At 31.3% G+C, this 18,453-nt stretch carries 15 protein-coding genes; 3 read left to right on the top strand and 12 right to left on the bottom strand.

What is annotated here, in order from left to right; all coding sequences use genetic code 11:
- Position 1: 1 nt before the first annotated feature.
- From pdhA to L0U77_RS00590, 8 genes are all read right to left on the bottom strand, one after another.
- Complete coding sequence (gene pdhA / locus L0U77_RS00625; protein WP_193706302.1) at positions 2-997, bottom strand: pyruvate dehydrogenase (acetyl-transferring) E1 component subunit alpha; 996 nt, start codon at positions 995-997, stop codon at positions 2-4.
- 146 nt (positions 998-1,143) lie between these two features.
- Entirely contained in the window at positions 1,144-1,824 is a 681-nt protein-coding gene (locus L0U77_RS00620) for a hypothetical protein (protein ID WP_233900608.1), read from the bottom strand.
- A gap of 111 nt (positions 1,825-1,935) precedes the next feature.
- Positions 1,936-2,646, bottom strand: coding sequence for a M15 family metallopeptidase (locus L0U77_RS00615; RefSeq protein ID WP_338126497.1), 711 nt, complete (start codon positions 2,644-2,646; stop codon positions 1,936-1,938).
- Between the two features lie 85 nt (positions 2,647-2,731).
- Positions 2,732-4,012, bottom strand: a complete 1,281-nt coding sequence (locus tag L0U77_RS00610) for a DUF445 domain-containing protein (RefSeq protein WP_233900606.1) — start codon at positions 4,010-4,012, stop codon at positions 2,732-2,734.
- Positions 4,013-4,209: 197 nt separating this feature from the next.
- Positions 4,210-4,569 carry a YkvA family protein gene (locus L0U77_RS00605; RefSeq protein ID WP_233899742.1) on the bottom strand — a complete coding sequence of 120 codons (360 nt, stop codon included), beginning with the start codon at positions 4,567-4,569 and terminating at the stop codon, positions 4,210-4,212.
- Positions 4,570-4,720: 151 nt separating this feature from the next.
- Complete coding sequence (locus L0U77_RS00600) at positions 4,721-6,412, bottom strand: PspC domain-containing protein (RefSeq protein ID WP_233900605.1); 1,692 nt, start codon at positions 6,410-6,412, stop codon at positions 4,721-4,723.
- Positions 6,405-6,749, bottom strand: coding sequence for a PadR family transcriptional regulator (locus tag L0U77_RS00595; RefSeq protein ID WP_101917917.1), 345 nt, complete (start codon positions 6,747-6,749; stop codon positions 6,405-6,407). The genes L0U77_RS00600 and L0U77_RS00595 overlap by 8 nt, the downstream gene beginning before the upstream one ends.
- Positions 6,750-6,767: 18 nt before the next feature.
- Complete coding sequence (locus L0U77_RS00590; RefSeq protein ID WP_101917916.1) at positions 6,768-7,214, bottom strand: DUF4870 domain-containing protein; 447 nt, start codon at positions 7,212-7,214, stop codon at positions 6,768-6,770.
- A 165-nt stretch (positions 7,215-7,379) separates the two neighbouring features.
- Between L0U77_RS00590 and L0U77_RS00585 the strand changes: the two genes are divergently transcribed.
- On the top strand, positions 7,380-7,832 hold the full coding sequence (locus L0U77_RS00585; protein ID WP_233900602.1) for a DUF4442 domain-containing protein: 453 nt from the start codon (positions 7,380-7,382) through the stop codon (positions 7,830-7,832).
- 105 nt (positions 7,833-7,937) lie between these two features.
- Here L0U77_RS00585 and L0U77_RS00580 read toward each other — a convergent pair whose 3' ends face one another.
- Positions 7,938-9,329, bottom strand: coding sequence for a TlpA family protein disulfide reductase (locus L0U77_RS00580; RefSeq protein ID WP_233861174.1), 1,392 nt, complete (start codon positions 9,327-9,329; stop codon positions 7,938-7,940).
- Between the two features lie 242 nt (positions 9,330-9,571).
- Positions 9,572-12,127, bottom strand: coding sequence for an ATP-dependent Clp protease ATP-binding subunit (locus tag L0U77_RS00575; RefSeq protein WP_101917913.1), 2,556 nt, complete (start codon positions 12,125-12,127; stop codon positions 9,572-9,574).
- A gap of 299 nt (positions 12,128-12,426) precedes the next feature.
- On the opposite strand from L0U77_RS00575, the gene gyrA reads away from it, so the two are divergent.
- Entirely contained in the window at positions 12,427-14,955 is a 2,529-nt protein-coding gene (gene gyrA, locus L0U77_RS00570) for a DNA gyrase subunit A (protein ID WP_233897006.1), read from the top strand.
- Positions 14,956-14,977: 22 nt separating this feature from the next.
- The gene (locus L0U77_RS00565) at positions 14,978-16,213 is read left to right on the top strand and encodes a tetratricopeptide repeat protein (protein WP_233897007.1); all 1,236 of its coding nucleotides are present in this window, start codon (positions 14,978-14,980) and stop codon (positions 16,211-16,213) included.
- Between the two features lie 116 nt (positions 16,214-16,329).
- On the opposite strand, the gene L0U77_RS00560 is transcribed toward L0U77_RS00565, so the two are convergent.
- Together L0U77_RS00560 and L0U77_RS00555 are read right to left on the bottom strand one after the other, a co-directional pair.
- Positions 16,330-17,160 (bottom strand): C40 family peptidase, encoded by an 831-nt coding sequence (locus tag L0U77_RS00560; protein WP_233897008.1) that lies wholly within the window; start codon positions 17,158-17,160, stop codon positions 16,330-16,332.
- A gap of 19 nt (positions 17,161-17,179) precedes the next feature.
- Positions 17,180-18,355: an acetyl-CoA C-acyltransferase gene (locus L0U77_RS00555; RefSeq protein ID WP_233897009.1), complete on the bottom strand. Its 1,176-nt coding sequence runs from the start codon at positions 18,353-18,355 to the stop codon at positions 17,180-17,182.
- Positions 18,356-18,453 lie beyond the last annotated feature (98 nt).

The following is an 18,453-nucleotide window of genomic DNA, read 5'->3' as shown; positions in this document are numbered from 1 at the left end:
TTTACTTAGATTTTATAAATGGATAATCTTCTTGTTCGTACACCATATCGAATAATTGATTTACTTCTGGATATGGAGATTCTTCCGCAAATTTTTCACATTCGCTTACAGATTGTTTTACTTCTTTTTTAATTGCTTCAATTTCATCAGCAGAAGCATACTCGTTTTCTTTAATAATTTCTAATACTTGCGAGATTGGGTCAATTTTACGGTATTCTTCTACTTCGTCTTTTGTACGATAGTGTTGTGCATCCGACATTGAGTGTCCTCTATAACGGTACGTTTTCATTTCTAAGAAAGTTGGTCCTTCACCACGACGTGCTCTTTGAATCGCTTCGTCTACCGCTTCGGCAACTTTAATCGGATTCATTCCATCAACAGGAGCACAAGGCATTTCGTATCCTAAACCAAGTTTCCAGATATCGGTATGATTTGCGGTTCTTTCCACAGAAGTTCCCATGGCGTATCCATTGTTTTCTACAATAAAAATCACGGGTAATTTCCAGTTCATTGCCATATTAAATGTTTCGTGTAACGAACCCTGACGTGCAGCACCATCACCAAAACAACATAATGTTACGGCATCATTTCCTTTGTATTTATCACCAAAAGCTAATCCTGCTCCTAACGGAATTTGACCACCAACAATTCCGTGACCACCATAAAAACGGTGTTCTTTTGAAAAAATATGCATAGAACCACCCATACCTTTTGAAGTACCGGTAACTTTACCATATAATTCGGCCATTACACGTTTTGGGTCTTCGCCCATACCAATTGGTTGTACATGATTACGATAAGCGGTAATCATTTTATCTTTAGATAAGTCCATTGCGTGCAACGCACCTGCTAAAACAGCCTCTTGACCGTTATATAAGTGTAAAAAACCTCTTACTTTCTGTTGAATGTAAACAGCGGCTAACTTATCTTCAAACTTTCTCCAGAAAAGCATGTCTCTATACCAGTTGATATAGGTTTCTTTGGTGATTTTATTCATTATATATTAGTTGTTTATTTAATGTTTGTTTGTTACACTTATTTTAATAAGTGCAACGACAAAAGTAAGTAGTTTTTAGTAATTTTAAAAAAGTTCTTATTAAAATTTATACAGCTATTTTTTTATTTTTAAAATGCGCTAAATTATTATTTTTCTTTAGCAATAATAATAGATGCTTTTGCACCTGTTGCTAAGTTCCATTCATTGGCTGAAAGTAGATTTCCTGTATCGTTAAAAATTTTGAAACCTGCGGTATTTGGACCTGAAGAACCTTGGTTTAGTGCTAAAATTTCGATAGTGTTAATTCCTTCATCTAAGGAAATGTTAAAAGATTGATAGCGTTGTTTTAAAATTAAATTACTAACCACGGGAATATTATTCACTAAAATAGTTACTTTATCGCCATCAGGATATTGATAATCACGACAAATAATGGTTACATTTTTATCTTTTGTGCTAAAACTTCCTAAATCTTGGTCGATAATCGGATAATGATACATGCCATTTATTTTCGGGAAATTATTTAAATAGCTTTCTTCGGCAATTTTTGCTTTGGTTAAAATTCCTTTCGTTTCTAAATTTTTTTCGGCTTGTTTTTTTTGATATTCTTTTTGTTGTTGGCTGTGTGCGGTTTTAAAACCATCCGTATTTGTCTTGGAAAAATCTAAGGATTGAGGTTTTTTTGCATCACTTGCAGGGGCAGAAATCATACCGAAAGAAGTGTTATTATCTTTTTTATTTCCATAAGAAGCGTCAAGTTGTGCAAAACTAAAGGTACTGAAACTAAGTGTCATCAGAAGTAAAAAAGGGTGTATGTTTTTCATCATTTTTTTAAAAAAAAATATAAGCAAATATAATGCTGATGTTTTTTATTTATCTAAATAAATAGTTAAAAAACAACTATTTAAGAAAGTTGGCTATTTTTAACTTCGGATTATTTATTCCACAGGAAAACTAAAATACGTTTTAGCAAACGGTTCGAATCGCAGTGTAAAATGCCACCATTCTTTAGCATAAGGTCTAAAATTATGAGTTTTCATAACAGTTTGTAATAACTGCCTGTTTTCTTGTTGATTTTCGGTTAATTTTGGATACGTGATATAGGATGATTTTCCGAAGAAATCATACGGACTTCCCATATCTAATTCTTTACCTGTTTTTATATTCACGATTGTTAAATCGACGGTACTACCACGAGAATGTCCTGATTTAGACGCAATAAAACCTTTTTGAAACAAGTATTTTTTATTGATTGTCGGATAATATTGTTTTTTTCTTAATGTATCGTTTGTAACGCGCGCCCATTTTACAAAATGATTCACGGCAGTTTGTGGACGATAGGCATCAAAAATTTTAAGACTTAATCCTTTTTTTGATAAATCGGTTTGTACTTTTTTCAGTGCTTTTGCCATCGCGGTAGTTCCTATAAGTACGGCTTCTTGATAGCCATTAATAGAAACTCCTGTAAAATTATTTTCGGAACAATAGCGTATTTCTTGTCTAATTGTTGGTGCGATATCATGTATATACGAAAATCCTTCAGGAAGTTTTTGTCGCTGTTTTTGTCGTTTTTTTTGCAGATGATTTTGCGTTGTTTTTGTAAAAGATTTTACAGATAATTCTTCTTGTGCGTTTAAGTTAAATGACAAAAATAACAGAGAATAAAATACGAATAAATAAAATGATTGTTTCATCAAACAAAAATAAGAAAATTAGTGATTAATTCTTGTTTGATTAAAAAATTATCATTTTCAAAAGATGTAAAATAATCCCAACAATTCCGCCAACAAGTGCGCCATTGAGTCGAATATACTGTAAATCATCACCTACTTTATCTTCAATTTGTTTTACCAAATCGTCGTTGTTTAAATTTTCTAAACTCTCGGAAACCGTGTTTGCAATTAGATGATGATTTTTATGAATTATTGAAATAAGTCCTGATTTTAAATTTTGATTTGCTTTTTCAATAAGTTCTGAATTAGTAGAAAAATCGTTTATAACTTGAGTTGATTTTTGCTTGATAAATTCAATAAAAACGCTTTTATCGTTGTTTAAATCTTCTTGTAATTTATGTTGTAGTGAGTTTACTAATTTAGCAACAATGGTTTTTGATTCAATATTATGGATTAGTTTTTCTTGCATATTTTGAATTGAAGCAAGTGCATCTGGGTTTCCAATTTCCAATTTTTTGGCAAAATCTACTAGTTCGTTTTCTAATTTGTTACGCAACGGATGTTGTGTGTCTGTGGCTATTTCTGCCAATAAATCATTCATTGATTTGATTAATTTATCGGTTATAGATTCATTGTCTAATCCTCCAAATTTTTGTGCTGTTTTTACGGCAAAAAGTTTAAAAGTACTTTCTTTTTTTAGGCTTTCAGATTGTTTAGCAACATTTTTTATGAGCATTTCACGTGTTTCATCATTATTGATGGTTTTAGAAATACTCGATAAAGCGACGTTCCATAATTCGGAATGTTCTTGATTTTTCATTGCTTTTTGTAGCCAGATTCCTAAAGGTTTTCCAAGTTCGATTCCTTGTAATTCCTTTTTTAGTATTTTTTCTAAATAGGGAGCAAGTTTTGAAAAATCGGTATTTTTTGAAAATTTTAAAAGAATATCTTGTAAAAAATGAATAATTTTTGAAATATTTTTTTCCTCTTTTAGAGCGTCTATTATTTTATCGGCAATAGCGACCGATTTTATTTTTTCAGATAAACTTTCTTTGGATAGCCATTCGTTAGATACTAAATCGACAATTCCGTTAGAAATTTTAGCTCTCGATTTAACAATAATATTGGTGTGCTTTTTAATAAATGGAATCGGAATTTCCGCAAATAATGCACGAACCGCAAACCAATCGGCACAGCCACCAACTACGGCAGCTTCAAAACCCGCTAATAAAATATGCCAAGCTGTATGTGTTAAAAATTCAGTTTTAAGACCTGTAATTAGCAATAGCATTCCAACGGTTGCGATGCCTAAAGAAAGCGCACCTTTTTTGGGGAATTTCATATTTTTTAGTCCGTTTTTTTATAGTTTTTTATTTAGAGCCTGTTTAAATTTTATCAAAAAAAATATAGCAGGAAAACAGAAAATAGAATCTGTCAAACTGAATTTATTTCAGTTTCACATCCTGATTTGCCGTAGTTCTTGTGTTGATGCGATGCTGAAATAAATTTAGCATGACGAAAATTTGATGTTTAATAAATTTAACGAATCCCTTTAAAGTTTTTGTAATCTTGAATTACATCTTTTAATTTTGTCATGGCATATCCTACGATAGTAATATCATCGAGCCAACCGAATACTGGAATAATATCAGGAATGGCATCTATTGGTGACACAACGTATAATAAAGCCCCAATAATAATCGCTAAAGATGTTTTGTTTAATTGATATGTTCCGCTCCAAGAATCTTTGAGCATTTCTAGTAATAACTTGAAGTTATCCATTTGTTCGCCTAAGTTTTTGGATTTCTTTTCGGCTTTTTCAAAATCTTCTTGACTGATTTCTTCTTGACTGTATTGTTCAAATAATTTTTTTGATTTCTTTTCCTGATTTGCGTCCATAGTCTGTTTTTTAATTTAATTATGATTAATTATAGTTAAGGTTTTATCGATATAAAAAAGACCGCTTCATTTTTTTGTTAAATATAAATGATTATTAAATAAAAAAGCTAAAACAATGACGCTTTAGCTTTTTTTTATTTGATACTTAAATTTAGATATCCGAGTTTTCGTTGATTATATTTTCGTTTTCATCATCATCATCATCATCATCATTATTATTGTTATTCTTTTTAAAGGAATTACAATCGATACATTCAAAACCTTTTGAGGTCATTTTAAAATGATGATTCGCCATATCACGATCATAAATATCTTGGGTATTTTTAATATCATCAATAAATTTACCAGCTGAATCTTCGAAATAAACCGTTGTATTTTCATCAATATAAATGGTCGCTTTAATTTCTTCGTCTTTCCAGATGTTTTTATACGCACTTAAAAAGAAGGCATCAAAAATAATGGTGTTATTTACTATCTTAAAATTATATTGAATTGCCTGTGCGTTATCATTTGCTTGCTTGCGTTTTTTACCTTCGGATGTTTTTTTAATTTCGATATAAGTAAGCCCAGTTTCACTTTTACGAACATCAATATTAATATCGTTCGAATATTTCATTTTAACATCATTAATCACAACACCTTCAGCGTTGTTTCTGTTGCTTAAATTGTGGTTATAATAAATGGTATCATCATTAATAACGCTAATTTTTAAAGGTTGTTCTTTAGTGTAAGCAATGTTGTGTTTGCTCACATTAGCACCATTATAGGCGTGTGTTGTTGCATATTCGATACCCGAAAAACCAATGGCAAATAATGAAATCAACCAAACGCCTAATAAACTAAAAGTAGTGGTATTATTTAATTTTTTAACCGAAGGAGATAATATTCTTAATCCTAAAATAAATAATACCATCATCGGAATTCCGATTAATATAAATAATGAAATTGCTAACAACCATTTAGGTAAAATCGCTTCATAAAAAAATGGTGGATAGTGTACAAAGTCATTATCAACATTTAAAATTTCTAAACTACCGATTGAAAATGCTCCAAATAACAATGAAAGAATAACGATACCAGCAATAAAAATCAAAAGAATACCTATAAATTTAGCAAATATTTTAAATACCGCACGTAAAATTTGGGTAATTGTAGCAATAAAATCTTGCAATCCAGAAGAGGTTTGTGAACGTAATTTTTCATAATCGGCACTCGAAATTTTATCAGATATTTCACTCGCACCATCTTTTAGTTTTGTTGATATATTTTCAAACTCGGTACGAATTTTTTTTTCAATAGTATCAATATTTATAGCTTCACCTCGCATCTGTAATTTTTCAGAAGTTGTTTTAGCTTCGGGTAATAAAACCCATAAAATAATATAGGCTAAAGGCGAAAATCCAGAGGCAACTAAAATAATACAAGCAATTCGAATCCAAATAACATCAATATTGAAATAATGTGCAATTCCTGAACAAACACCTCCTAGAAATTTATCATCGCTATCTCTAAATAATTTTCTAGATGATTTTCTGTTGTTTTCACGGTATGATGAATCATCTTCAAAACTTTCGTTTGTTTCTGCATAATCTTCGGGTTGCCCCATGATGGTAATAATCTCTTCAATATCATTTTCATTGATAACCTGACGTACATCGGTTATTTTTTCAGATAAAAGTTCACTAATACGAGCCTCAATATCGGAGATAATTTCATCTTTTCCTTGTGGGTCATCGCTTAAAGAACGGGCGATAGCTTCTAAATAGTGTTTTAATTTTTGATAAGCAACTTCATCTATATGAAAGAAGAATCCGCCTAAATTTATATTTATTGTCTTATTCATTTTTAGTTGATTTTTTACTTGTTACTAAATTTACAGCATTTACTAAATTTCCCCAAGTAGTGTTTAATTCTTTTAAAAATAGTGTACCATTTTCGGTTAAAACATAATATTTTCGTGGAGGTCCTGAGGTTGATTCTTCCCATCTGTAGCTTAGTAAACCTGCATTTTTTAAGCGGGTTAGTAGCGGGTAAATCGTTCCTTCAACCACAATCATTTCTGCACTTTTTAATGTTGAAAGTATTTCAGAAGTATAGGCATCACCATTTTGTAAAATAGATAAAATGCAATATTCTAAAACACCTTTTCGCATTTGTGCTTTTGTATTTTCAATCTTCATGTACTACGATTTGTAAGGTTATTTTAAAAAATTAATAGTAAAAGGGTAGTGATATTCTTCTCCTTTATTTGCTTTTACACAAGCGATAATAATTAAAACGATTCGACTTAATAAAATAGCAGTCATTGAAAATCCACCAATAACTAAACCGATAACAGAAAAAATTCCATAGTAAGCATAATTTTCATTAAAATTAAAGTCTGTTTCGTTATAGATATTGATAAAGCTTCCAAAGAAAAATCCGAATAAAAATAAAAGAAATACGACGGTTGCTATAAAAAGATACAGCGTAAAACTAAGATTAAAATTCACAGCCTGTTTTCCGTGTTGATTTAAAAAGGGACTATCACTTTTAAAGAGTTGCCATAAAATTAAAGGAGCAATAATGCTTCCTAAAGGAAAAAAATAGCCTAAAAAAGCAGATAAATGTATAAAAAGAGCATTCGTATTTTCGTCGTTTTGCATAACAGTTTTTTTTATATAGTATTTTACTATGCAAATATATATCTTTAAAAAGGTACTATGCAATGCAAAGTACTGTATTTAACTTTTTATTAACATTTTTTTTAGATTTTATAGCTTTTTTGAGTTTTAAAAAAAAGTAGTAAATTGCCAATAAATACTCAAAAAATGAAGTTTACGCCCAGAAAAATTAATTTATTTACGTTGTTAAAATTACCATCGGCATATATTTGTGGGATTCGAGTTTTATCGATTTCAGAAGAAAAATCGTTAGTAAAAGTCAGGCATCGTTGGATAAATCAGAATCCTTTTAAGAGTATGTTTTGGGCAGTTCAAGGAATGGCTGCTGAATTATCCACAGGTATTTTAGTGATACAAGCTATTGATGCATCAAACAAAAAAGTATCGATGTTAGTTACCAATATGAATGCCAATTTCACCAAAAAAGCGACAGGAAAAATTCATTTTTCTTGTAACGATGGATTGGCAATTAAACAAGCGATTCAAAAATCGGTTGAAACAGGTGAGGGGCAAACTATTTTAGTTACTTCTGAAGGAATTAATGGAGAAGGAATTTCAGTATCTAAATTTGAATTTGAATGGAGTTTGAAAGTAAAATAAAAATAAGATATTAAATATAAAACTCAAAAAACCGCAAATATTTGCGGTTTTTTGAGTTTTATCAGTATTTGAAAACACTAAAAATTTAGTTGAAAAATGAATGAATTATATTCCTAATTCATCAAATATGTTTGTTAATTTCTCTCCTTGAGAAGGAGCAGGTGCATTAGGACTTACAATTGTTCCATCAGGAGCAATGATGATAAATTTAGGCAATCCTTTTATTAAGAATTTTTGAGCCCATTCTAAATCTCCTTGCTTTTTACCGCTAAATAATTGTATTCCAGTCATTTCTCTGTCGACTATTGTTTGTTTCCATTTTTCATGTTGTTTTTTATCATCAACACTGATACTTACAAATGTTAATTTTTTTCCATGATATTCTTCTTCTAAATTCTTTAATAAAGGAATTTCTCTTTTACAATATGCACACCAAGTTGCCCAAACATCAATATATAAATAGTTTCCTTTATTTAACAAATCATCTAAAGAAGTTGTTCCGCCTTTATAGTTTTCAAAATTTGAAAATTTCGGAGCAGGTTGTCCTTTTGCGGTTGCTTTTAATATGTGATAACTTTCTGAAATTTCTTTTTTATGCATTTCATCTGTTGAATATTGCATAAATTTATCGTGAAATTCTTTTAAATTATCAGTAAAAGTGATACCATTTTTAGCTTTTTTATATAATAAATCATTTTTAGCTAAAGGATCATTAACTTCGGTTTGTATGGTTTCTAAATATGTTAAATAATAATCGCCTCCTTCTTCATTTTTTTCTTTAGCGATAACCTCTAATTGGGTTTCTAACATCTTACGATATGCGTATGAATTTACGTAATCTTCACCGCTACTGTAATTGAAGTTTTTAAGAGGATTTGGAAAATCAGCAGAGACTACAAACTTATCATTTTCAGTTAAAGTTGCATAAAAATCTTGATAATTACTCAAGTTTCTTAAATATTCATAATTAATATTTTTAACTTCTTTTTTCAAGAAATCTGTAGGCAGATTATTAGCGATTGATAAATCAATTAAGGCTTCTTTATATTGATCCATTTTTGCTAAAAAATCACTTTCTTGTAAAGAAAATAAGTTGTTTGCGCTTACTAGAATTTCACCAAATTTTTTGTTTTTCTCAACAAAATAAGTATTAATATTGGCATAACCTCCTTCAAATTTGATGGCATCAGCATTTTTATAATCAAAAATAATTTTGGTATCTACGGTATCTGAAAGATATAAATTAACAGGTTTTCTGTTTGCTTTTAAAGTGTAGTATCCATTTTCTTTAATTCTTAAAGTATCCGAAAACGAGCGTGTTTTTTTATCGAATTTTATTTTTTTCTCAAAGTTAAATCCTGTTAAAGTAACCTCTCTTTTTTTGAAATTTTCAATTGTTCCTGATAAGATAAGATAATCTTTTACAGGTTTTGGTTTTTCTTTTTCGCAAGAAATAATGGTAACTCCTATGAGGGCTAAAAGTAGTAGTCTTTTCATGGTTTACTGTTTAATATGAATGAGGATTTAGGGGTCAAAGTTACTTTTTTTTAGGTTTTTTATCAAAGAAAAGACTAAAAGAATATCAAAAGAATTTGGAACGGTATTTTAACGTCTTTTTATTTTTGATTTTTTCTATCAGAAAGAAAGTGAAATTATAAAAAATAGTGAGTTAAATATAGTTAATAAAACTAAAACTCCCAAGAAAAATCTTAGGAGTTTTTAGAATTATTTTTTGATCGTTATTCTGATATTTCAGTACGAGATTCTGTTGGTTTTTCGCCTTTTTCAATATTGATAACTAGTTTATTTTCTTCTTGATCTAAATCCATTGAAATAGTATCGCCTTCATCTAGTTTTGAGTTTACAATTTCTTCGGCTAAAGCGTCTTCAATATATTTTTGAATGGCTCTTTTTAAAGGTCTGGCACCGTATTTTTTATCAAAACCTTTATCAGCGATATAATCTTTTGCTTTTTCGCTTAGGATTAATTTATAACCTAAATCAGCAATACGTGCTAATAATTTTTCTAATTCGATATCGATAATTTTATGAATATCTTCACGTTCTAATGAATTGAAAATAATAACATCATCAATTCTGTTTAAAAATTCAGGAGCAAATGATTTTTTCAAAGCGCCTTCAATAATACTTTTTACGTGTGCATCTTCCTGATCTTTTTTAGAAGCAGTACCAAAACCAACTCCCGCACCAAAATCTTTTACTTTACGCGCTCCGATATTCGAAGTCATAATAATAATGGTATTTCTAAAGTCAATTTTACGCCCTAAACTATCGGTAATATGCCCATCATCGAGTACTTGTAAAAGCATGTTAAATACATCAGGATGTGCTTTTTCAATTTCATCTAAAAGAATTACAGAATATGGTTTTCTACGAACTTTTTCGGTTAATTGTCCACCTTCTTCGTATCCGACATATCCTGGAGGCGCTCCGATTAAACGAGAAATAGCAAATTTTTCCATATATTCACTCATATCAATTCTGATTAAAGAATCGCTAGAATCGAATAATTCACGGGCTAAAACTTTTGCTAATTGTGTTTTTCCAACACCTGTTGAACCTAAAAATATGAACGAACCAATTGGTTTATTAGGATCTTTTAATCCCACACGATTTCGTTGAATTGCTTTGACCACTTTGGTTACCGCTTCGTCTTGCCCGATAACCTTTCCTTTAATCATGTTTGGTAAATCGGCTAAACGATGGCTTTCAGCTTCGGCAACTCTATTTACAGGGATTCCAGTCATCATCGAAACGACTTCAGCAACGTTGTCTTCGGTAACAATTTCACGGTTTAATTTGGCATCTTCTTCCCATTGATTTTCCGCAGAATCGAGGGCTGTTTCAATATTTTTTTCATCATCACGAAGTTTTGCTGCTTCTTCGTATTTTTGACCACTTACGGCAGTTTTCTTTTGCGTTCGAATCTCTTCTAATTTCGCTTCTAATTCGATGATTTGTTCTGGTACGACAATATTGGTGATATGAATTCGAGATCCAGCTTCATCTAAAGCATCGATTGCTTTGTCAGGTAAAAATCGGTCTGTCATATATCGATTCGTTAATTTTACACAAGCTTCAATAGCTTGATCGGTAAATGAAACTTGATGATGTGCTTCATATTTTCCTTTAATATTGTGTAAAATTTGGATAGTTTCTTCAACCGTTGTTGGTTCCACAATTACCTTTTGAAAACGACGTTCTAAGGCGCCATCTTTTTCGATATTTGTTCTGTATTCATCTAAAGTTGTAGCACCGATACATTGAATTTCGCCACGAGCTAACGCAGGTTTCAACATATTGGAAGCATCTAAAGAACCTGTTGCACCTCCAGCGCCTACAATGGTGTGAATTTCATCAATAAATAAAATGATATCGTCATTTTTTTCGAGTTCATTCATCAGGGCTTTCATGCGTTCTTCAAATTGTCCACGATATTTTGTTCCAGCGACTAAACTTGCTAAATCTAAGGAAACGATTCGTTTATCGAATAAAATTCTTGACACTTTTCGTTCTACAATTCTTAAAGCCAAACCTTCTGCAATTGCCGATTTTCCAACACCAGGTTCTCCAATTAACATTGGATTATTCTTTTTACGTCTGCTTAAAATTTGCGAAACACGTTCAATTTCTTTTACACGTCCAACAACAGGATCTAGTTTTCCTGCAATGGCGAATGCGGTTAAATCGCGTCCAAAATTATCTAAAACAGGTGTTTTCGATTTTTTATCTTGTTTGTCTTTGTTGGTGTTCGATCTTCCAAAAGGATCTAATTTATCACCAGGAAAATTACTATCCGAAGGTGTTTCGGAAGTTGGTGTTTCTGGCAAATCTTCTAAATGAAATTCTTTATAAATTTCGGTTGCTTTTTTGTAAGTCACGTTATATTTTTTAAGCAATTTAGTGGTCGGATCATTTTCGTTACGTAAAATACATAACAATAAATGTGCGGTATCAATAGTGGTACTTTGATATAATTTCGCCTCTAAAAAGGTTGTTCGTATCGCTTTTTCAGCTTGTCTTGTAAGGTGTAAGCTAGTTGATTCGGTGTTGTTTGATGAGGAAGTTACTGGATTTAATTGCTCCAATTTAGTACTAACTAACTCTAAATCTACGTTAAAAGTAGTTAATATTTCCATGGCTTTTCCGTCTGCTTTTCTTATCAAACCTAATAATAAATGCTCTGTTCCAATAAAGTCGTGTCCTAGTCGTAAGGCTTCTTCTTTACTGAAAGTAATTACATTTTTAACTTCTGGTGAAAAATTATCGTCCATAAAATTTAGTTGTATGATGGTAAATTTAGGTTTTTTCTTAAAAATAACAAAAAAGATACCAAGTAGTTTTTAAGCGTTTTTTTTAGTGTGTTAAATATACGTTGTTAATGCTTAAAAATAGCTAAAATTGTTGATAAGTATCATTAAAACAATAACTTTATTTTTTGTATAAAAGGTGTCATTATCGTATCTTGCAATGTTTTAAGAAACATAGCTACATTAGCATTGTTTTTAGTGCTTTTTGATAAAGTATGAAAGTTACTTTTTATTAACAAAATAAGAATTTTAAAGAATTATATATGGCAGATGGCGAAAAGTTGATCCCGATCAACATTGAAGAGCAAATGAAAGCAGCTTACATTGATTATTCAATGTCAGTTATTGTATCAAGAGCATTACCAGATGTAAGAGATGGTTTAAAACCAGTTCATCGAAGAGTTTTATTCGGGATGCATGAATTGGGTATTAAAGCAACAGGTTCATATAAAAAATCAGCAAGAATTGTAGGGGAAGTACTGGGTAAATATCACCCACACGGAGATACTTCTGTATATGATTCGATGGTTCGAATGGCACAAAACTGGAGTGTGCGCTATATGATGGTTGATGGACAAGGGAATTTCGGTTCTGTTGATGGAGATTCTCCAGCAGCAATGCGTTATACCGAGGTAAGAATGCAGAAAATATCCGAAGATATGTTGGCGGATATTGAAAAAGATACCGTAGATCATCGCTTAAATTTTGATGATACCCTACAAGAACCAACCGTGTTACCAACGCGTATTCCGAACTTATTAGTAAACGGAGCGTCAGGTATTGCAGTAGGTATGGCAACAAATATGGCACCACACAACTTAACAGAAGTTGTAAACGGTACGATTGCTTATATCGAAAATAACGATATCGATATTGATGGCTTAATGGAACACATTAAAGCCCCAGATTTTCCTACAGGAGGAACTATTTACGGGTACGAAGGTGTGCGTGATGCTTTTCATACTGGTAGAGGTCGTATTGTAATGCGTGCTAAAACTTCTTTCGAAGAAGTAAAAGGAAGAGAATGTATCGTTGTTACTGAAATTCCGTATCAGGTGAACAAAGCAGAAATGATTAAAAAAACTGCGGAGTTAGTCAATGATAAAAAATTAGAAGGAATTGCGAATATTCGTGATGAATCTGATAGAAACGGAATGCGTATCGTTTATATTTTAAAACGTGATGCAATTCCTAATATCGTTTTAAATAAATTATTTAAATATACGCAATTACAAACGTCGTTTAGTGTCAATAATATTGCATTAGTAAACGGTCGTCCTGAGCAATTAAACTTAAAAGAATTAATTCATTATTTTGTTGAACACAGACACGAAGTTATTGTTCGTAGAACAGAATTTGAATTAAAGAAAGCGCAAGCAAGAGCGCATATTTTAGAAGGATTAATTATTGCTTCGGATAATATTGATGAGGTAATTAAAATTATTCGTGCTTCTAAAAATGGTGATGAAGCTCGTGAGAGTTTAATCAAACGTTTTGAATTGACAGAAATTCAAGCAAAAGCTATTGTTGAAATGCGTTTGCGTCAATTGACTGGTTTAGAACAAGATAAGTTACGTGGTGAGTTTGATGAAATAATGTTAACAATCACTGATTTAAAAGATATTTTAGCAAACGAACCAAGACGTTATCAAATAATTACTGATGAATTAATTCATGTTAGAGATAAATATGGTGATGAACGTCGTTCAGTAATTCATTATGCTGGTGGCGATATGCGTATCGAAGATATGATACCAAACTCGAAAGTTGTGGTAACTATTTCGCATGCAGGATATGTAAAACGTACGAATCTTGATGAATATAAAGTTCAAAATAGAGGCGGACGTGGGCAAAAAGGTGCAACAACTCGTAATGAAGATTTCTTAGAGCATTTATTTATCGGAACAAATCATCAATATATGATGTTCTTTACTCAAAAAGGAAAAGTATTCTGGATGCGTGTGTATGAAATCCCCGAAGGAGGAAAAAATACCAAAGGTAGAGCGATGCAAAACTTAATCAATATTGAACCTGATGATAAAGTAAAAGCATTTTTAGTTACTGAAGATTTAAAAGATGAAGAGTATATCAATAGTCATTATGTAATTATGGCGACTAAAAAAGGTCAGGTTAAAAAGACTTCTTTAGAACAATATTCTCGTCCAAGAACTAACGGTATTAATGCCATTACCATTAAAGAAGGTGATGAGCTTTTAGAAGCAAAATTAACAACTGGTGATAGTCAAGTAATGTTAGCCTTGAAATCGGGTAAATCGATTCGTTTTGAAGAAGCGAAAACGCGCCCAATGGGAAGAACCGCATCTGGTGTTCGTGGTATAAGTTTACAACATGATAAAGATGAGGTAATAGGAATGATTGCCGTAAATGATATGGATAGTAATATCTTGGTGGTTTCTGAAAAAGGATATGGTAAACGTTCTAAATTAGAAGATTATCGTGTTACAAACCGTGGTGGAAAAGGAGTGAAAACTTTAAATATATCAGAAAAAACAGGAGAATTAGTAGCGATTAAAAATGTAGACGATTCAAATGATTTAATGATTATCAACAAATCAGGACTTACCATTCGTTTAGCTGTGGAAGATTTACGTGTGATGGGACGTGCAACACAAGGTGTTCGTTTAATTAACATCAAAGAAAATGATAGCATTGCTGCAGTAGCAAAAGTAATGCGTGAAGAAGAAGTCGAAGAAGAAACTCAAGATGTAGAAAAACTTACAGTTGAAAACGGCACGGAAATTGAAAATAACACAAACGAAGATCAAGAATAACAATAAATAAATAAGAACTAAAATGAAAAAACAATTATTAACACTTTCTTTAGGTTTAGCATCATTAGGATTATTAGCTCAAAAATCAGAATTGAAAACAGCAGAGAAAGCCATAAAAAAACAAGATTTTACAACAGCAATTACTACGTTAAATGCTGCTGAAAAATTAGTAATGGATAAAGCTCAAGCTAAATATACTTCTAAGTTTTACTTTTTAAAAGGAAAAGCATTAGCCGCTACAAAAGATTATGAAAATGCTGCAACGGCTTTAAATAGCTTGTTAGCGATGGGTAAAAGTAAATACTCTGAACAGGCAAAACCTATCTTGAATACCATGATTCAAGAAGTTTCTGATAAAGCTGTCGATTTATATAACAATAAAAAAGACTATAAAAACGCTGCTGAAAACTTTTATTTAACATACGTATTAAGTCCAAAAGATACTTCATTTGCTTATAATGCAGCAATATCGGCTACACAAGCAAAGGAATATGATACGGCAATTAAATATTATAGAGAATTACGAAAAGTTGGTTATACAGGTATTGAAACGCAATATTTAGCAACGAGTAAATTAACAGGAGAAGTTGAAAATTTAGGTTCTAAAAAAAATAGAGACTTATTAGTGAAAACGAAACAATATACTAATCCGAAGAACAAATCTACAGAGTCTAAAACAGCGACTATCGTTAAAAATGTAGCACTTTTGTTAAAAGAACAAGGTAAAACTGATGAAGCGATCGAGGCATTAGCGGAAGCAAGAAAAGCAAATCCAAAAGATTTAAATTTATTGTTAAATGAAGCGGATATGTATGTGAAGCTTAATAAAATGGATAAATTTGGAGAATTAATGAGCGAAGCAGTTGCTTTAGATCCTGAAAATCCTACTTTATACTACAATTTAGGAGTTGTAAACTTTAATCAAGGAAGAGCTGAAGAGGCTAAAAAATACTACAAAAAAGCAATCGAATTAAATCCTGATTATGGAGATGCTTACATGAACTTAGCCGTTGTTGTCTTAGGAAAAGATAAAAAAATTGTTGAGGAAATGAATAAAAATTTAAGCAACAATAAAAAATATGACGCTTTAGCTTTACAGCAAAAAGAAGTATATAAAGAAGCATTACCATTTTTAGAAAAAGCAGATGCGATTAAAAGAAGTGTTGATACTGTTAAAACATTAATGAACTTATATGAAGTTTTAGAAATGGAAGCGAAAGCAACTGAATATAGAACATTATACAAATCATTAAGATAGTTTTTAAGCTAAAAAATAAGCTAAAACTTCCTAATTTTATCAATTAAAATATAAAAAAAACCGAAACGTAAAATGTTTCGGTTTTTTTATGAGCCTGTTTTATTTTTTAAAATATATTATGAAATAAAACGCTTTATAATTCTTAATTTATGGGTATATTTTTTTGAATCGGTATTATAAATTCCATTGTGGTCTAGCGTATCAATACGAACTTTTCCGTGTGCGTGAATAATCGTATTATTATCTAAAATAATTCCTACGTGTGTTATTTTTGCTGATTTTTCATCATCAAAAGAAGTATCAAAACAAGTATCGAAAAAAGCGACATCACCCGTTTTACTTTCTTCGATAAAACTTACAGACGTGCCTTGTGTAGCTTGTTGGCTGGCATCACGTAATAAAGTATAGCCACATAATTTGTAAACCATTTGCGTAAATCCTGAGCAATCAATCCCGAAAACAGATTTCCCGCCCCATAAATACGGCACATTTAAAAATAACATCGCTGTTTTGGTAATATCTTGTTTTTTATCATAGATTTTCCCTTGATAAGTATATTTTTTTAGCTTGATATTAAATTCTCCATCCTTTAGAAAAGGAAGTCTAGCTCCCAAAGGAATTGTTAATTTTTGCTGATTTTTAGAATTATCATCTTCAAAATCATCTTTAAAATCAACAAGATTAATAAAATCACCCGAATAGTTTTTATGTTCTTCGGATGATAAATTGTTATAGATTTCTTGGCTAATTTCTTGGTATTGTTTCGTGTCAATAAAACCTTGATATTTATCGAAAGCCAATTCAATTTTAGTCCAATTATCTTTTTTTTCTAGCACTTTAAAATGTTCGCCAAAAAGAACTTGATTTACCATTTCTGAAGTATCGCTAGCTTCAAAACGCATGGGAATACTACTTAAATTACAAATTCCAAAAGAGGTTAATTGCATTTATTTGTTTTATTAAAATTTACATTCTTTCGATAATCATTGCACTTGCACCACCGCCACCATTACAAATTGCCGCCGCTCCAATTTTGGCATTTTTTTGTTTTAATATCGAGGTTAAAGCAATTACAATTCTTGCTCCTGAAACTCCTAAAGGATGCCCCAAAGAAACTGCCCCACCATTAATATTTACTTTATCGGCAGATAAACTTAAAATTTTCATATTCGCCAAACCAACTACTGAAAATGCTTCATTTAATTCAAAATAATCAACATCATCAATTGAAATATTAGCTTTTTTTAAGGCTTTTGGCAATGCTTTTGAAGGAGCTGTCGTAAAATTTTCTGGTTCGTGAGCCGCATCAGCATAGCTTTTTATTTTTGCTAAAGGTTTTAAATTTAGTTCTGTAGCTTTCTCTAAAGACATCAAAATTAAAGCGGCACCACCGTCATTAATTGTAGAAGCATTCGCAGCGGTTACGGTTCCATCTTTAGAAAAAGCAGGGCGTAAGGCAGGAATTTTATCCATTTTTACATTCTTATATTCTTCATCTTCCGAAAAAATAATAGGTTCGCCACGACGTTGTGGTATTTCAACAGGAACAATTTCATCGGCATAATTTCCTTTGCTCCAAGCCTTTGCCGAACGCTCATACGATTCCATCGCAAAAGCATCTTGTTCTTCTCTTGAAAAATTATATTCGGTAGCACAAGCATCAGCAAAAACACCCATCGAAACTTGCTGGTAAGCATCAACTAAACCATCTTTTAATAAGCCATCTTCTAGGGTGATCGAACCAAATTTATTCCCTTTTCTAGCGTGTTGATAATGCGGAATTAAACTCATATTCTCCATTCCTCCAGCAACTACAATTTCGGCATCGCCTAAAGCAATTGCCTGACTTGCTAACATAATCGCTTTCATTCCTGATGAACAAACTTTATTAATCGTAGTACAAGGAACGGTATTTGGAATCCCTGCAAAAATAGCCGATTGACGTGCAGGAGCTTGTCCGATACCAGCCGAAACAACATTTCCCATAAAAACTTCATCAACTATTTCGGGCTGTAAATTTATTTTAGCCAACGCACCTTTTATGGCAATTGCCCCTAATTCTGGCGCGGGTATGCTTGATAAACTTCCTAAAAAACTACCTATTGGTGTTCTTGCGACCGATACAATTACTACTTCTTTCATATTGATGGAATTTGTTAAATTTCTTCTGCTAAAATAACCATTTTATAATAAGGAGTCAAAATAATACGGAAAGGTTATATTTACATATCTAAATATTA

Origin of the sequence: Tenacibaculum piscium (assembly GCF_021390715.1) — a bacterium.
In the GTDB taxonomy this organism is placed as follows: domain Bacteria; phylum Bacteroidota; class Bacteroidia; order Flavobacteriales; family Flavobacteriaceae; genus Polaribacter; species Polaribacter piscius.
This window is presented reverse-complemented; position numbering and strand designations above follow the sequence as displayed.

Bases quoted from the DNA above. Each gene is read 5' to 3' on its own strand.
- L0U77_RS00610 (WP_233900606.1), bottom strand. From the start codon at position 4,012: ATGAAATTCCCCAAAAAAGGTGCGCTTTCTTTAGGCATCGCAACCGTT.
- L0U77_RS00600 (WP_233900605.1), bottom strand. From the start codon at position 6,412: ATGAATAAGACAATAAATATAAATTTAGGCGGATTCTTCTTTCATATA.
- L0U77_RS00585 (WP_233900602.1), top strand. From the start codon at position 7,380: ATGAAGTTTACGCCCAGAAAAATTAATTTATTTACGTTGTTAAAATTA.
- pdhA (WP_193706302.1), bottom strand. From the start codon at position 997: ATGAATAAAATCACCAAAGAAACCTATATCAACTGGTATAGAGACATG.
- L0U77_RS00575 (WP_101917913.1), bottom strand. From the start codon at position 12,127: ATGGACGATAATTTTTCACCAGAAGTTAAAAATGTAATTACTTTCAGT.
- L0U77_RS00560 (WP_233897008.1), bottom strand. From the start codon at position 17,160: ATGCAATTAACCTCTTTTGGAATTTGTAATTTAAGTAGTATTCCCATG.
- L0U77_RS00595 (WP_101917917.1), bottom strand. From the start codon at position 6,749: ATGAAGATTGAAAATACAAAAGCACAAATGCGAAAAGGTGTTTTAGAA.
- L0U77_RS00565 (WP_233897007.1), top strand. From the start codon at position 14,978: ATGAAAAAACAATTATTAACACTTTCTTTAGGTTTAGCATCATTAGGA.
- L0U77_RS00555 (WP_233897009.1), bottom strand. From the start codon at position 18,355: ATGAAAGAAGTAGTAATTGTATCGGTCGCAAGAACACCAATAGGTAGT.
- L0U77_RS00620 (WP_233900608.1), bottom strand. From the start codon at position 1,824: ATGATGAAAAACATACACCCTTTTTTACTTCTGATGACACTTAGTTTC.
- L0U77_RS00605 (WP_233899742.1), bottom strand. From the start codon at position 4,569: ATGGACGCAAATCAGGAAAAGAAATCAAAAAAATTATTTGAACAATAC.
- gyrA (WP_233897006.1), top strand. From the start codon at position 12,427: ATGGCAGATGGCGAAAAGTTGATCCCGATCAACATTGAAGAGCAAATG.
- L0U77_RS00580 (WP_233861174.1), bottom strand. From the start codon at position 9,329: ATGAAAAGACTACTACTTTTAGCCCTCATAGGAGTTACCATTATTTCT.
- L0U77_RS00590 (WP_101917916.1), bottom strand. From the start codon at position 7,214: ATGCAAAACGACGAAAATACGAATGCTCTTTTTATACATTTATCTGCT.